This is a genomic window from Nostoc sp. DSM 114160 (assembly GCF_053470305.1).
Genome location: NZ_JBPFGO010000002.1, coordinates 1,002,316 through 1,016,571, shown reverse-complemented (window position 1 = coordinate 1,016,571; position 14,256 = coordinate 1,002,316). Strand labels below are relative to the sequence as shown.

The window sequence follows — 14,256 nt, the reverse complement described above, 5'->3', positions numbered from 1 at the left end:
AATTTTAGGTAGGAAAAGCTTACTCGTTCATGAAATACTTTCCTTGAGACGAGCAAGCAAACATCATAAATACTACTGTGACACTACGAGTACAAATCCTCAAGGATAAATTTAGCCAAAGTTTGGGACTACCGTTTAAAGAACTATTGCCAGAGTCTGTGATAAGACTTGCAATCTCGGAGCTAAAAATTAAATACAAAAAACGGTTGTTTGACCCATTCGTAACTTTATGGGCATTTTTATCTCAAGTATTAGATACAGACAAAACTTGTAATAATGCTGTGAGTAAAATAATTGCACATTTGGCTGAGTCAGAAGTAGAAGTTCCCTCAACAGATACGAGTGCTTACTGCCAAGCACGGGCAAGATTACCAGAAAAATTGTTAGAAAAAGTTTTCAATTATTCAGCACAAAAACTGGAAGAGAAAGTAACCCAAGAACATCTATGGTGTGGTCGAAATATTTTGGTGATAGACGGCTCGACGGTCTCTATGCCTGACACTGTAGAAAACCAAAAAGAATACCCACAACCCAGTAGTCAAAAGCCGGAATGTGGATTCCCAATTGCCAAAATTGGTGTGATATTCAGTTTATTAACGGGAGCTGCCGTTGCCTTGTGCATAGATGTTCTGAACACTCATGATATTAAATTAGCAAGAATTCTGTACAGTTTTCTCAAACCTAATGATGTGCTTGTAGGGGATAGAGCTTTTTGTGCTTACGCCGATATGTTTAGTATCAAAAAGTTTAATTGTGATGCCGTGTTTCGTAAACATCAATCTCGCACAACAACTATGCGAAAAGGTAAAATTGTTGGAGATTGCGACAAATTAGTTACTTGGTATAAGCCGAAAACTTGCCCAAAAGGATTGGATAAAGATGAATTTAATGCTTTACCTCCTTCCATAACTGTGCGAGAGATTTACTATTATATTGTTATTCCTGGTTTTCGGACTCAACAAGTTAGCTTAATTACCACTCTTTTAGATGGATCTTCTTATTCTACTCTGGCAATTGTTGGGCTTTACGGACAACGCTGGGATGTTGAACTAAATTTAAGACATCTCAAAACTACCTTGGGTATGGATATTCTGCGATGTAAAACACCTTCGATGATCCGCAAAGAAATTTACGTTTATTTGCTGGCTTACAATCTACTTCGTAGCTTAATGTGGTCGGCTGGAACTACTTATACTACCTCTCCAAATCGCCTATCACTGCAAGGTACTCGCCACCATTTAGAGCTGATTCGTAAAGAAAATCTGAAGGATACTCAACTCGTTACTAGGTCTGAGTTTCAGCGAATAAGTATTTTTTTGACTCAAATTCCTGAAATCCTTGCAAGACAAGTACTTTACTTGAGTTTACAAATTAGCTCTTAATTAACTTTATTCCCTCTCTTATAGCAGCAACTTCTCAAAAACGGCACCAAATTTATCGCACTTTACTCAAAGTTATTGCTCACAAGGCTGTTCCTGACCGCCCAGCTAGAAATGAACCACGAGTCCGTAAACGTCGCCCCAAAGCCTACCCCTTAATGACCAAACCCCGGCATGAATTACGCAAACAGTTGCAAACTGCTTAATTGATAAGCGTTTCCGCTTTTCTTAGTGCCATTCGATTCAGACCCCTTCTTCCGGTAATATAAATACTTATCAAGAAGTTTTAATAAAAAAAATATGTCTTCAATTCCTCTAACATTGAATTTAATTGAGGGTTCAGTCTCTTTCAGTTTTTCAGCCCAAGCAGCACGAGAATTAAAGGCAGCAACGGATCAACTGATGGAACGCCTAAAAGCGATCGCCGCTAAACCTACTCCTGGCGGTGGTAGAGTCACTCCCCAGCCTCCCCTGGAATATCGTTATACGGGTGAAGTATTTTTAGAAGTTTTTTGTAATCCTAATATCTGGCCAACACCCTTCGCAGCCAAAGTTTTGCTGACTGTCCGCAATGTCAACATTCGCTTGACTACTGAGGCTGAACTTACTCGCATCATTGAAGACATTAATCAATATTTAGAGCAAGTAGGATAATAATCAAGTGAAGGAGGCAGGAGGCAGGAGAGGGAGGCAATACTGCACGCTTTGTGGATTTTTAATTCAGAATTGGGTTTTGGGAAAAGGTTAAGGGGTAAAGGTTAAAGGTTTTTTCTTTCCCCTTTCCCCTTCCCGCAAAAATGTCAAGATGATTTTTTATGCTTTGCAAGATTTTTCCTGAAAAAATACTATAAAAATAAAAATTTTGAATTTTGCGAAAGTTGAGCCAGTTGCTTGCGGAGGTTTCCTGTATTATCGCAACTGCTGACGGTTAGCCTTTACTTAGCAAACTTTTCAAGGCTGATTTTGGCTTTTAACAGCAAGCAGACAATCGCTTCCTTTAAGTCAGGGATGCAATAAATTGCGAGTCAAAAGCGAAGTTCCTACACTTCTATCGGATCGATGTAGGAACTTCGCAGAATCTATATACTAAACTCAAGCTGTGACACCAGATGTACAGAACAAATGGTTTTGATGCCTTCTTTAACTTGAAAAGTTGTATAAGTTCAGACTCAAATGCTTCTGTATTAATCAAAAACGCAAGATTCTGTATAGGGCAATGCTCATTCAAAACTAGAGATTATCCGCCAGATTGAGTGTTGAATCTTTGATGGCGACATCCACACATCAAAAACAAACTCCCAATCCCAAACCGGAAATCCAACATTGATTAGTCGTTGTCCCACTGTTCGCGACCAATTAGGTCGCCAATGCGATCGCGTAACAAAAAGTCACATTTCTCTAATTCACATTCAACGCAAACCCACTCTCTCGCTGGAATGTATTGGCAGAGGCTATATATTGGCTGTTGTCGGCTAACCATTCCCTTTTGCACCAGTCGGCGTGCTTCGTCTTGAATCACATCTAGAGAGTAGTAATTGATAGAAGGCACCGTATTCACACTCATGGTTTTTACTCACAAATTAACACTTACGATAGTGTTCCCGTTAAAAATTAGGAACAAACATTACAGAAATTAGACTTGTGGCTAACATTTTGTAGTTTGCTATACGGAACTATTTTTATTTTGACGCTACATCTCCTGAAATTATCTCAAGAAATGTTAAGAAAGTCAACGAATCCTGACATTTGTCGAAAATCCGCTTTACAAAAAAAATTCCAAGTAGTTAACTTAACCTGCTTATGTAACTGTATGGTTTTGATGCCACAAGTCTGAAAGTCTTGCCATTAGTGTATTTAGGCAAGATTTGGTGGGTGGAAAGGGTTTATATCGTTATCGCTTACATATCAAATAATCACCTTAAAAGTTGGATCTATAACTGCGGGTATTCATCTAAGGTAAGCAACACAATAATATTTGTCAGTTATTAGGGTATAAATTGTTGCAAAACATAACGGACAAAGTATACTACGAAGGCTTGAACCATAGCATCTGCTAAGAATTTCTTAAGTAAGCCTGTAATTTATTAGTTAATTTCAGCACTAACACCATCCAATTTTCTTTTGAAAAACATCTGTAAAAGGGTCGAGTAATACTCTAATTCATAATCAGGACACACATAAACAGGAGTCAGAATTTCAGAATTAGTGAATATTCCACCGATCGAGGAATGGAGTTTTAGCAAGGAAGAATACACATCTTGCCAAAGTAGCTTTTGCTTTCCGGTTGGAGAAAGGTTAAAGGTTACTGGGTTTGAGAAAATTCCATACCTTTGCCCTTTAACCCTTCCCCTTTTTCCCGACAAATGCCAAGAAGTGTTTTGCTGAATTAGGTTATGTTCACATTAAAACAGACGCGATCTAGTCACGTCTGTAAACTGTTTGGCGGATTTGCTGAGATTAATTGTTCTGAAGTTACATTGTTGTTTTAGTTACTTATTCGGAGAATTCTTCATCATTTTGAACAGCGCTGTCTTCTACTGCTACCAGATTTTCTGACGGGCGATCGTGGTTAAGTTGGTTTAGTAGTGCCAATACTTTATTACCGCGTTCTATAGAGCGATCTTCGAGAAATATTACCTCTGGTGTACGACGTAGCCGTATCCGCGCCCCTAGTTCGCTGCGGACATAACCTGTCGCCGACTTTAAACCGGCCATTGTTTCTACCTTAGCTTCATCCGTACCATAGATGCTGACGTAGATTTTGGCGTGTTGGAGATCGCCGGAAACATCAACATCAGTAACACTGACCATTCCAGTACCCACACGGTCATCCTTAATTCCGTTAAGCAGCATTTGGCTAACTTCCCGTTTGATCAGTTCAGCAACGCGGGAAACCCGACGATTTGTAGCCATAAAAATTTCGCCTCATCACAGAGGTTGTACGACAAAATATAAATGCAAGTTGGGTTGACAGTACTTAGCGAGAGCAACCGTCTATGGGGCACAGCCCCTATATAACCCTAGTCTAGATTGGACTCAAGCCCAGCATTGCCCGTAGGGTAAAAGTAAGGAAGACTAGGCCGCTCACAAATAAACCCAAGATAGCGATCGAGGTGACTGGGCGTTTCAACAATGGCACTAATGGCGCAAAGGTGTTCAGAAACAAGCCTAAGACGATCGTAATTAAGTATCGGGGGTAGCGAAAAACGTTATCCCAAAATCCGTCAAACATCTGAATGTAAACTGCCTTGTTATATACTTACGTTTGTTTTGATATGCTTTATCTACTTAATTGTAATATATGCGGCTAGAAAATTAGCCAGTTAATCTAAAATTTGGCTTGTCGGTTATATTGGCTTTATTTAGTCATGATTATTTTCAGTTAAATTGTAAGTAAATGGTTATTCAAGTCTCAAAGGAAACTAGCCCGCGTCCATTTTTGAAGTGGGCAGGGGGTAAAAGTCGGTTGATACAGCAATATATTCCTTATTTTCCCAAGAGTTATAAAAATTACTATGAGCCATTTTTAGGTGGGGGTGCTGTTTTTTTCTATCTCCAACCAAGTGCAGCTATTTTAACTGATATTAATGCCGAATTAATTAACACTTATTGTTGTGTTAGAGATCGGGTTGAGGAATTAATTTCTCTATTAAAACAGCATAAAATCCGACATAATAAAGATTATTACTATAGTATTAGAAATAATTCTAGTGGTACTGATATAGAAAAAGCTGCTCGTCTAATTTATCTTAATAAGACTTGTTTTAATGGTCTGTATCGAGTCAACTCACAAGGTAAATTCAATGTGCCATTAGGCAGATATGAAAATCCCAATATTTGTGCTGAAGTTTTACTAAAAGCAGCCTCAGAAGCACTTTCCCATGCAGAAATTAAACAAGCAGATTTTACAGAAGTCCTAAATCATGCGACTAGCAGTGATGACTTTGTATTTTTCGATCCGCCCTACCATCCTATTAGTGATACTAGCTATTTCACTGCTTATAGTCAAAATTGTTTTAGTCAAAAAGACCAAGAACTTTTAAGAGATACTTGTGCAGAGTTAGCAAGTCGTGGTGTCAAAGTTATGGTATGCAATTCTGATAGCGAATTTATTAACAAAATTTATGCTGAGATCAATTTTGAAACCTATAAAATTAAAGCAGCACGTTCAATTAACTCGAGCATCAAAAATAGAGGACTGATTAACGAACTATTAATTACATCTTTTAAAGATTTTTATTTGCCCAAGCAATGAATCTATCTAAGCTATAAACTGCTAATAAATTATGGTTATCATCAACTCTTGCTTTCAGCCATTTACTTGCGCCTTCTCGCATACCTTCACCGCCTAAAATTACGATAGTTGGTGCTGGGTAATAGTGCTGAATATTCATGTTCAAGTAAGGAAATTTTTCATCAACTGAACCAGGGCTTTCTTGCCATTTGCACTCAAAAATTAAACCAGATGGCATTACAGATGAGCCAATAACATAAAAATCGACCTTCAGATAGGTATGATAAATTCCAGTTCCAATATAAACTTCTTTGCCATAACGTTTTGGCAATAAAGTAGCATTTAGTATAAATTCTTTTTGGACATAGTTCCCTACTTGGAAATAATTATGCCCATGCAAGATTGCTTCTACATTTGCTTCTAAAATATTCCCAGATTTATTTGCCCGTCCGCCTTGAGTCAGAGCCATCCTAAATTCCTCTGCCAAAAGTCCTGCTTATTATAGGATTTCACAGAAGCAGGAAAAAAGGGGCAGTTGCTTAATATGAATTTTTGATTTTGACGTAAACAAGGTTGGATTAATGGGTGCAAAATCGGAAACCATTGGTATTTTTGTACTAAATAAATACAAATGTATTAATAATTTGGATGAGGAAGGAGTTAGTAATTTAGATAAATTCAGATAAGAGTTATTTGTGGAAGATTCCGGCGAATTGAGGGGTGAAATTTAAACGCAGAGAGGCGCAGAGGGAAGCGCAGAGGTACGCAAAGAATTCGCTACGAATTAATGAAATTTTCTCCTTTGTCTATAAGCTAAATTCGTGCTCCTCGTCCCAGTCATAAGCTTTGATAATGATTTTTAGTTATTTCACTTTGGCTTCAACCTGTTTGTGCTTCAGTATGACCGTTGCGGATAGACCATGCTAGTTCTAAAAGTTGAGTCCAGCGTTTTTGTAGCTGTTTGGGGGTGCATTTGATAGCTTTGGCGATCGCAACGTCGTTTTCTCGTGCAGTTTTTAACTGTAATAATTGCTGTTGCTGTTCTGTGAGTTGATTTACAAAGATTTCCCACTGCTGGGAAGATAAACCCAACTTTTGCTCTAAACCCGCGCCTAACCATTGATGTACTAATTGCCAATGGTGTTGTTTGGCAAACTTTTCTACGTGGTATTTAAAGCGCTGTTGCAGATAATCGCGCTGACGGCTGGTTAAACCGAGAATTTGGTCAATTTCTGGGGCTGAAAGGTCTTGAAGTTTCAAGCTGAGGTAGTTCATACAATCAGATTGGCCTTGAGACTCCAGATATTTCATCAATTCAGTGATGACGCGATCGCGTTCTGATTCTTCAGATGGATCGAAGTTAGTTTGGGCGATCATTTGCGATCGCAGCTGTTGCACCGCCGAGTTACGCTGGTAAGATTCTGCTTCTTCACCCTTAGCAGACTCTACCGCCATTTCAATATCCACGGTGGTTTCTTGGGGCTGACGACGAGCAAAACCTTGGGCGCGCAAGATAATCAATTGCTGATTTGCACCACCAGGTAAATTGATCCGGCGTTTAGCATACTGTTCTGTAAAAGCCATATATTCAGCTAATTGCAGCTGAGTACGCGGCGTGTGATTCTCTGGTAGTTCGTTTTCTCTACGGAAAGCTTTGATGGCTTCGATATAAAATGCTTGTAAAAAATCTTCAATCAGGCTGTAACGAGCATCAAAGCCCAACTCCGAACCAGATACAGTGACATGGCGGTAAACCATAGCACCCAAATTGCTATGTAATTCCACCCGCCCTTGTTTGGAACCTAGTTGGTAGTAACGTAAGCATTTTTGCATCCGATGCCTTCCCAACGTCATCTGCCAGGACTTGATTTCCCCAGATGTTTGAATGCGGGAGCTTTTATCGCAAATGCGTTCTACTTCTACAGCTATGCGCTTTGCTAAAGCTTCTACACACTTGGGTGTTGCTTTCACTTGCGCTTGCATTTCCTCAGACAGCAATTGAATCAAGCGATCGCTGCTATCTGAAGATTCTTCATTTGAAACGTGGTTCTCAAAAATGGGTGTAGAGTTTGGTAGACTGACGACGTTAGCTTTCATGACTTTTCCAGTAGTATTGCACCGTAATTACAACGCAGACACAGCAATCAAGACCGTCCAAGGCTTGTGAATCTTTAAGCATTCATCCATCAAGACTTGCCGTATATAATGCTCACATCTAAAGCTCATATATCAAAACTATAGGAAATACGAAAGAGTTACAGTTATGGCAATGTGTCGCTTTTCTTCACAAGCCACCATCTCAACGCTGGCACACGAGTACCCGCCATTTTCTGAAAGTTGTCAAATACCTTACTGTGCCAAGTTTTGCCACCATCCTCTTATATCCACTGCCTCACACAACAGCCGATCGTAGACATCGCTTTTAAATATGACAATTTTAAAACTGGAGTTATTTCGATCGCAATTTCCGAAACCGAGAGGTGCGCCTGTGAAATGGAATTCTTATACCCATGCTGCTGCTGTTTCCCAACCTAAACCCCTCCGTATAATTGCTGCTTCGTCTCCGGTCATATCTAAGATGGTAGATACTTCAAATGTAGGTTCCTCGCCAGTGTCTACAATTATGTCTACCAACTTGTCCAAACGATCGAATAGCTCTACCCGCGACTGAATCGTTTCAGGATCTATCCGAATCATGCCATTATCTGCTTCATCTGCTGGCAGATGTGCTGAAGTTGAAATAATCGGATTGCCCAAGGCTGCCAGCAACTCCAAACACACAGTATGGTTTGGTACTCTAATTCCAGTAGTTTTCCGCTTGGGGCTTTGCACCAATCGCGGTACTAACTTCGTAGCTGGGAGTAAAAACGTGTATGGTCCTGGAATCAGGCGTTTCATAATCCGATAGGCTGTGTCACTTACGAAGGCATAAGTTGCCACATTTGAAAGCGAGGGACATAAAAATGTCAATGGTTTATCGTTTGCTAGCTGTTTAATTTGCCGCACTCGTTCTACCGCCGACTTGGCATTCAAATCACAACCGATCGCATAGACTGTATCAGTAGGGTAAAGCATGACTGCGCCACTAGAGAGCGCCGACTTTATTTCCTCTATTCGGCGAATTTGAGGATTATCCGGATGAACTGGGAAAATTTTTGCCATAACTCGGTGAGTGGGATTGGGGAGGGGGAGCAGAGGGGCAGGGGAGCAGGGGAGCAGGGGAGCAGAGGAGCAAGGGAGACAAGGGGACAAGGGGACAAGAGGACAAGAGGACAAGTTTCTCCTTTTCTCCCCCCTCTTCCTTGTCTACCTTGTCTCTTCTCCATGCCCAATGCCCTATGACTAATGACAAATAACTAATGACTAATGACAAATTTATTATGAATAAAATCGCTTATCTTCAATGTCCGACAGGAATTTCTGGTGATATGTGCCTGGGTGCTTTGGTAAGTTTGGGTGTTCCTGTGGAGTATTTAATTGAAAAACTTAATGGGTTGGGTATTGAACAGGAATATCAGTTAAGGGCGGAACTTGTCCAACGGAATGGTCAACAGGCAACTAAAGTCCATGTGGATTTAGTACGCGATCGCCATCACCACCATCACCACGATGGCGAACACAGTCACCATCACACACGCCACTTGCCAGAAATAGAGCAGATGATTTTCAAAGCTCAGTTGCCATCAAGGGCAGAAGCTTGGAGTTTAGCGGTATTCCGACAGCTAGCGGTGGCAGAAGGGGCGGTGCATGGCATTGCACCTGAAAAAGTTCATTTTCATGAAGTTGGTGCTATAGATGCGATCGTAGATATTGTGGGTACTTGCCTGGGGTTGGATTGGTTGGGAATTGCGAGCAATGATGAAGGATTGCCCCTACTTTACTGCTCGGCGTTCCCGACTGGTGGCGGCACTGTTCGGGCTGCACATGGTCAGATGGCAGTACCAGTCCCAGCGGTATTAAAGCTGTGGGAAATGCGGGGTTGTCCAGTTTATAGCAATGGCATTGACAGAGAGCTAGTAACGCCAACAGGAGCCGCGATCGCCACTACTTTGGCAAGAGATTTTGGTTCACCACCTGCGATCGCTATCAGGCAGATAGGACTGGGAGCAGGAACCATAAATTTACCTATTTCTAATATTTTACGCCTCTGGTTGGGTGAAAGCGCAAGTTTGCAGTCAAATTTCAGTGATTCTGAAGAAACTAGCTCAAATTTGGAAACCATCTCGGTATTAGAAACTCAAATTGATGATTTGAATCCACAAGCGATCGGCTATACGTTTGAGGCGTTGTTTGCGGCTGGTGCGCTGGATGTTTTTACCCAAGCGATCGGTATGAAAAAGTCCCGTCCGGGAATTTTGCTAACTGTGATTTGTCAGCCAGAAAATTTACTCAGTTGTGAAGCTGTTATCTTCCGCGAAACTACAACTTTAGGTATTCGGCGAACAACTCAGCAACGCGCCATTTTACAACGGGAAATTCAACAAGTGGAAACGGAATATGGCAAAGTGCGTGTCAAGATAGCATGGAAAGGGCGATCGCCAGAAAAAGTTATTGCAAATGTGCAGCCCGAATATGAAGATTGTGCAGACTTAGCCCGAAAACATAATATTCCCTGGCGCGAAATTCAGCGGTTGGCTCTACAGCGTTGGTATTCAGTCAACAGTTAATTCCTCGTTCCCAGTCTCCGACTGGGAATGCCCTCCTCAAGGCTCTGCCTTCTCTCACACATCAATCAACTCTACCTGTAATAAACCTATTTGCCCCATATAATTGCGGCAACTAGAATACCTCCAATGCACGGGATCATCCACATAACCACGCCTGACTGGATTGTTGTGAATATAATCTAACTTTTGTCTAAACATTTCCTCATCTAGAATCACCTGCGGATGAAAACCTTCTTGCCAAAGCTGATATTCTTGTTTTGTCTTATGTTTTAGTTTATAAAGCTTAAGCTGATTAAGTATGTAGTTAGAATTATTTTTCTCAAGTAAATCAATAATAGAGTGAGCCGTAAACGATTTAAAATTTCCTATTTCCTTGGATAAATTGGCAGCAGAGGCGATTAGATGGAGATGATTTTCCATAATTACGTAACCGTATAAGGTTAAACGCTGCTGACGTTGCAGAAAATTGAGGGAATTTAAAATAATTTCTGTAAATTCAATTTTGCCGAATAGTGGTATCCAATTTATAACTGTGCAGGTGAGAAAGTGTGGCTGGGTTCCTAGTACGTGGTAGCGGCTACGTCCCATGATGTTATTTGAATTAGAGGCGGAGCCTCTAGGATGGCATTCCCAGTCGGAGACTGGGAACGAGGAATTTGACTAAATTACAGCCTTCATCAAATATTGTGTCAATGTAAACGCATCTACACCTAATTCGGTACGCTCTTGGGCGGCTATTATACCTGCTTGGGAATGCCACCATGCAGCAGTTGCCACAATATCTTCTACGGGAATCTGTTTAGTTGCTGCTTGCGCTAACAGTCCACCCAGTAACCCAGTTAACACGTCGCCGCTACCGCCACGGGCTAAGGCGGGTGTACTTTCAGGAACAATCCAAACAGCACCTTGAGGGTTGGCGATCGCAGTTCTTACTCCTTTCAACAACACTATCGCCTCACTTTGGGCGGCAGCTTCTTGTACGGCTTTCACTCTGTCATGTTTGGCATCGGCGACATCAGGAAACAATCGTTCAAATTCGCCAGTGTGGGGAGTGAGTACGGTTACTGCTTGGCGTTTTTTTAATGTGGCGATCGCTCCCATTTGTGCCAAGATATTTAAACCATCGGCATCGAGAAGCAAAGGGCGTTCGCCCTTGGCGTTGGCAAAGCCATCGCTTTCTATGACTTCTTGCACAATAGGCGTAGCATCTCGTGTTAAACCGGGGCCACAAGCGATCGCATTAAAGGAACTTAAATCGGTTTTTTCTGGTAATTTTAATTGGGCTATGGCTCCACTTTCCGTCTCTGGACAACCGACAATTAGCGCTTCTGGCAAATGTGACACTAAAAGAGATTTCAGGGATTCGGGTACGGCAATCGAAAGCATCCCCACACCACTAGCCCTAGCACCCAAACCAGTTAAAATCGCCCCACCTGCATAGCGCCGCGAACCGCAAATCAGCAGTAAATGTCCTTCTTTATATTTGTGAGTAACTGCTGGCCGGGGTAAAGGTAAAGTAGCAAGTGCTTTTGCTCGTGTAATCCGTTTAATTTTAGGTACATCTTTGAGAACAGCTTCTACATCAGCTAAAGGAATATCGAAATCGATTAATTCAGCTTTACCAAGATATTCCAACGCTCGATCTTGGAAAAAAGCGAGTTTCCATAAACCTAAGCAAAATGTGTGAGTGGCGCGAATGGCAGTTCCTAAAACTTCGCCTGTGTCAGTGTGTAAACCTGAAGGTAAATCGATACTATAAATTGGTATAGATAATTCATTTAGCTGATTAATTACAGAGGCGATGGGATCGCTCAGGTTTCTTTCTAAACCAAGCCCAAACAAGCCATCAATCAACAAATCGGAATCTGGCAGTTGCTCAATTGTTTGATAAATTGGAATACCCAAACTCTGGGCATATTGCAAGTGCTGCGAAGTTAATTCTTTAAGCTGAGAAAAAGGAGAATAAATCCAAATTTCACACCCGCGAAAGTATAATTCACGGGCTACGACTAAAGCATCGCCACCATTATGACCGGGGCCGACAAGAATTCCTACACGAGACCCCCTTAACAAAGGGGTATTTCCAGGAATCTCTGGAATGCGACGAGCAATTAGTCCCGCCACCTTTTCCATCAAAGCAACTACAGGCATTCCCACTGCAAAGATCCGCTTTTCAATATCGCGCATCTGCCCAGCAGTCACTACCACTTGCGAAATTTGTTCTTGCCTATCTTGCATCAGTCCTGAGTGGTGAGTTATGAGTTTCAGGGTAACTGAAAGTTTAGCAAAATTGACTCATATTCCACTCAAAAAAGTTACAAACCGATTTCCACATCTTCAAGGATGCCAAGTGCATCGGGGATGAGGACAGCTGCACAGTAGTAGGCGGTGACGAGATAGGAGATAATGGCCTTTTCGCTGATGCCCATGAATCGGACGGACAAACCAGGTTGGTATTCGTCCGGGATACCAGTTTGATGTAAGCCAATCACGCCCTGGTCTTTCTCACCAGTGCGGAGTATAAGGATAGAACTGGTCTGGTTCTTGGTAATCGGGATTTTGTTACAAGGCAGAATCGGTACATTGCGCCACGTGATGATTTTGCTCCCATCCATATCGATGGTGTCTGGATAGATGCCTCGCCGGTTGCACTGGCGACCGAAGGCTGCAATAGTGCGGGGATGAGCTAGGAAGAACCTCGACTTCCGCCGACGAGTGACTAATTCATCAAGGTCATCGGGAGTGGGGGGACCACTGCGGCTGTAAATGCGCTGTTTGAGGTCGGCGTTGTGCAACAATCCAAATTCGCGGTTGTTGATCAACTCGTATTCTTGACGTTCCCGCAATGCCTCAATCGTCAGCCGCAATTGTTCTTCCGTCTGGTTGTATGGTTGATTGTACAGATCCGCAACGCGAGTATTTACTCGCAACACAGTCTGAGCAATGCTTAACTGATATTCGCGGGGTGAAAGTTCGTAGTCAACAAATGTTCCCGGTAATGTCGTCTCTGTGCTATGACTGGTTGACAACGCGATCGCAGCTTCCCCATACTTGTTTTGTGGAAGTTCAGCGCGAGTCCTAAACTGCTCAAGTTGAGCCTGCAACGCCTGCGACTGGTTGAGCAGTTCCTGAAATGCCTGTTGTGGTAGCGCCAATACTGTGCATCGGGTCACAGCCTTGACCGTGAACTTCCAATTGCTTTCTGATTCCAACAACACGCGATCGCCAAAATAATCACCGTCAGCTAGCGTATCCAACAAAGGCTGCTCGTCATACTTACCAATACCAATCTTGTTCGCTTTGCCATGTGCGATCAAGAAAAGCTGATTGGCTGGCTGACCTGACTGGACTATGATATCACCAGGTGCAAACTCCTGCTGAACAAACTGACTTGCCAACGCCCTCAGCACCTCGGTATCGTCAAATCCTCGCAGCAAGGGCAACTCACCAAGTTCTTGAGGAATCACCTGCACCTCAGCTCCGGTGTTAGAGAAACTTAACCGTCCATCACCCACGGTATAGGTCAACCGACGGTTCAGCCGATAAGTCCCACCCTTCGTTTGCACCCACGGCAACATCTTCAACAACCACCGCGAGGTAATTTCCTGTGTCTGTGGTGCAGATTTGGTGGTCGTGGACAAATTACGCGCAGCATCTTTACTCAAACTCAGTTGAGGTTGTCCACTCTCAATATTTGAATTTGATTCAATAAAATCCGTCATCAACCGATCCTCTAGTTACTAATAAAAGTGCCATTCAGTACTGAGTGCTGAGTTCCATTAGCGGATAGCTAACAGCACTCAACACTCCTGATAGAATGGCACGCTTGTTAAGATACAGCCCTTATCCTGACTGGTTTACAGCTTCCAGGCTGGGAACTCATTCTGGGAGGCTCCGCCTCCATAGCTTGACAAGAGGTAGAACCTCTTTTGAATACATTCCCAGCCCGGAGGCTGGGAACGAGGCTACACAAGCT

The 14,256-nt window shown here is 42.3% G+C and carries 13 protein-coding genes; 4 read left to right on the top strand and 9 right to left on the bottom strand.

Annotated features, from left to right (window positions below; translation table 11 throughout):
- The first annotated feature begins 77 nt into the window (after positions 1-77).
- Positions 78-1,382: an IS4 family transposase gene (locus NSTCB13_RS21390; RefSeq protein WP_448273744.1), complete on the top strand. Its 1,305-nt coding sequence runs from the start codon at positions 78-80 to the stop codon at positions 1,380-1,382.
- Positions 1,383-1,679: 297 nt separating this feature from the next.
- Positions 1,680-2,033 carry a hypothetical protein gene (locus tag NSTCB13_RS21385; protein ID WP_322682320.1) on the top strand — a complete coding sequence of 118 codons (354 nt, stop codon included), beginning with the start codon at positions 1,680-1,682 and terminating at the stop codon, positions 2,031-2,033.
- A gap of 673 nt (positions 2,034-2,706) precedes the next feature.
- Here the strand turns inward: NSTCB13_RS21385 and NSTCB13_RS21380 are convergent.
- The 3 genes from NSTCB13_RS21380 to NSTCB13_RS21370 form a co-directional block, all read right to left on the bottom strand.
- Positions 2,707-2,943 carry a DUF4327 family protein gene (locus NSTCB13_RS21380; RefSeq protein ID WP_094347157.1) on the bottom strand — a complete coding sequence of 79 codons (237 nt, stop codon included), beginning with the start codon at positions 2,941-2,943 and terminating at the stop codon, positions 2,707-2,709.
- A 929-nt stretch (positions 2,944-3,872) separates the two neighbouring features.
- Complete coding sequence (gene rbfA / locus NSTCB13_RS21375; RefSeq protein ID WP_445630866.1) at positions 3,873-4,292, bottom strand: 30S ribosome-binding factor RbfA; 420 nt, start codon at positions 4,290-4,292, stop codon at positions 3,873-3,875.
- Positions 4,293-4,404: 112 nt separating this feature from the next.
- Positions 4,405-4,611, bottom strand: coding sequence for a DUF751 family protein (locus NSTCB13_RS21370; protein ID WP_335001152.1), 207 nt, complete (start codon positions 4,609-4,611; stop codon positions 4,405-4,407).
- A 165-nt stretch (positions 4,612-4,776) separates the two neighbouring features.
- Here NSTCB13_RS21370 and NSTCB13_RS21365 point away from each other — a divergent pair, with 165 nt between their 5' ends.
- Positions 4,777-5,634 carry a DNA adenine methylase gene (locus tag NSTCB13_RS21365; RefSeq protein WP_448267693.1) on the top strand — a complete coding sequence of 286 codons (858 nt, stop codon included), beginning with the start codon at positions 4,777-4,779 and terminating at the stop codon, positions 5,632-5,634.
- Here NSTCB13_RS21365 and NSTCB13_RS21360 read toward each other — a convergent pair.
- The 3 genes from NSTCB13_RS21360 to NSTCB13_RS21350 form a co-directional block, all read right to left on the bottom strand.
- A complete protein-coding gene (locus NSTCB13_RS21360) occupies positions 5,606-6,082 on the bottom strand; it encodes a PD-(D/E)XK nuclease superfamily protein (protein WP_445630868.1) in 477 nt (158 codons plus the stop codon). The two genes, NSTCB13_RS21365 and NSTCB13_RS21360, sit on opposite strands and share 29 nt — an antisense overlap.
- Before the next feature lie 410 nt (positions 6,083-6,492).
- Positions 6,493-7,710, bottom strand: coding sequence for a HetZ-related protein (locus tag NSTCB13_RS21355; RefSeq protein ID WP_448273743.1), 1,218 nt, complete (start codon positions 7,708-7,710; stop codon positions 6,493-6,495).
- A gap of 405 nt (positions 7,711-8,115) precedes the next feature.
- On the bottom strand, positions 8,116-8,775 hold the full coding sequence (locus tag NSTCB13_RS21350; RefSeq protein ID WP_448273742.1) for an L-threonylcarbamoyladenylate synthase: 660 nt from the start codon (positions 8,773-8,775) through the stop codon (positions 8,116-8,118).
- 218 nt (positions 8,776-8,993) lie between these two features.
- Here NSTCB13_RS21350 and larC point away from each other — a divergent pair, with 218 nt between their 5' ends.
- Positions 8,994-10,280: a nickel pincer cofactor biosynthesis protein LarC gene (gene larC, locus NSTCB13_RS21345; protein ID WP_448274204.1), complete on the top strand. Its 1,287-nt coding sequence runs from the start codon at positions 8,994-8,996 to the stop codon at positions 10,278-10,280.
- A 54-nt stretch (positions 10,281-10,334) separates the two neighbouring features.
- Here the strand turns inward: larC and NSTCB13_RS21340 are convergent, their stop codons facing one another.
- The 3 genes from NSTCB13_RS21340 to NSTCB13_RS21330 all read right to left on the bottom strand — a co-directional run bounded on the left by NSTCB13_RS21340 (position 10,335) and on the right by NSTCB13_RS21330 (position 14,002).
- Positions 10,335-10,868 carry an REP-associated tyrosine transposase gene (locus NSTCB13_RS21340; protein ID WP_448267692.1) on the bottom strand — a complete coding sequence of 178 codons (534 nt, stop codon included), beginning with the start codon at positions 10,866-10,868 and terminating at the stop codon, positions 10,335-10,337.
- Between the two features lie 72 nt (positions 10,869-10,940).
- Entirely contained in the window at positions 10,941-12,518 is a 1,578-nt protein-coding gene (locus NSTCB13_RS21335; RefSeq protein ID WP_448273741.1) for an NAD(P)H-hydrate dehydratase, read from the bottom strand.
- A 77-nt stretch (positions 12,519-12,595) separates the two neighbouring features.
- Entirely contained in the window at positions 12,596-14,002 is a 1,407-nt protein-coding gene (locus NSTCB13_RS21330; protein ID WP_448273740.1) for a family 2B encapsulin nanocompartment shell protein, read from the bottom strand.
- Positions 14,003-14,256: the final 254 nt, after the last annotated feature.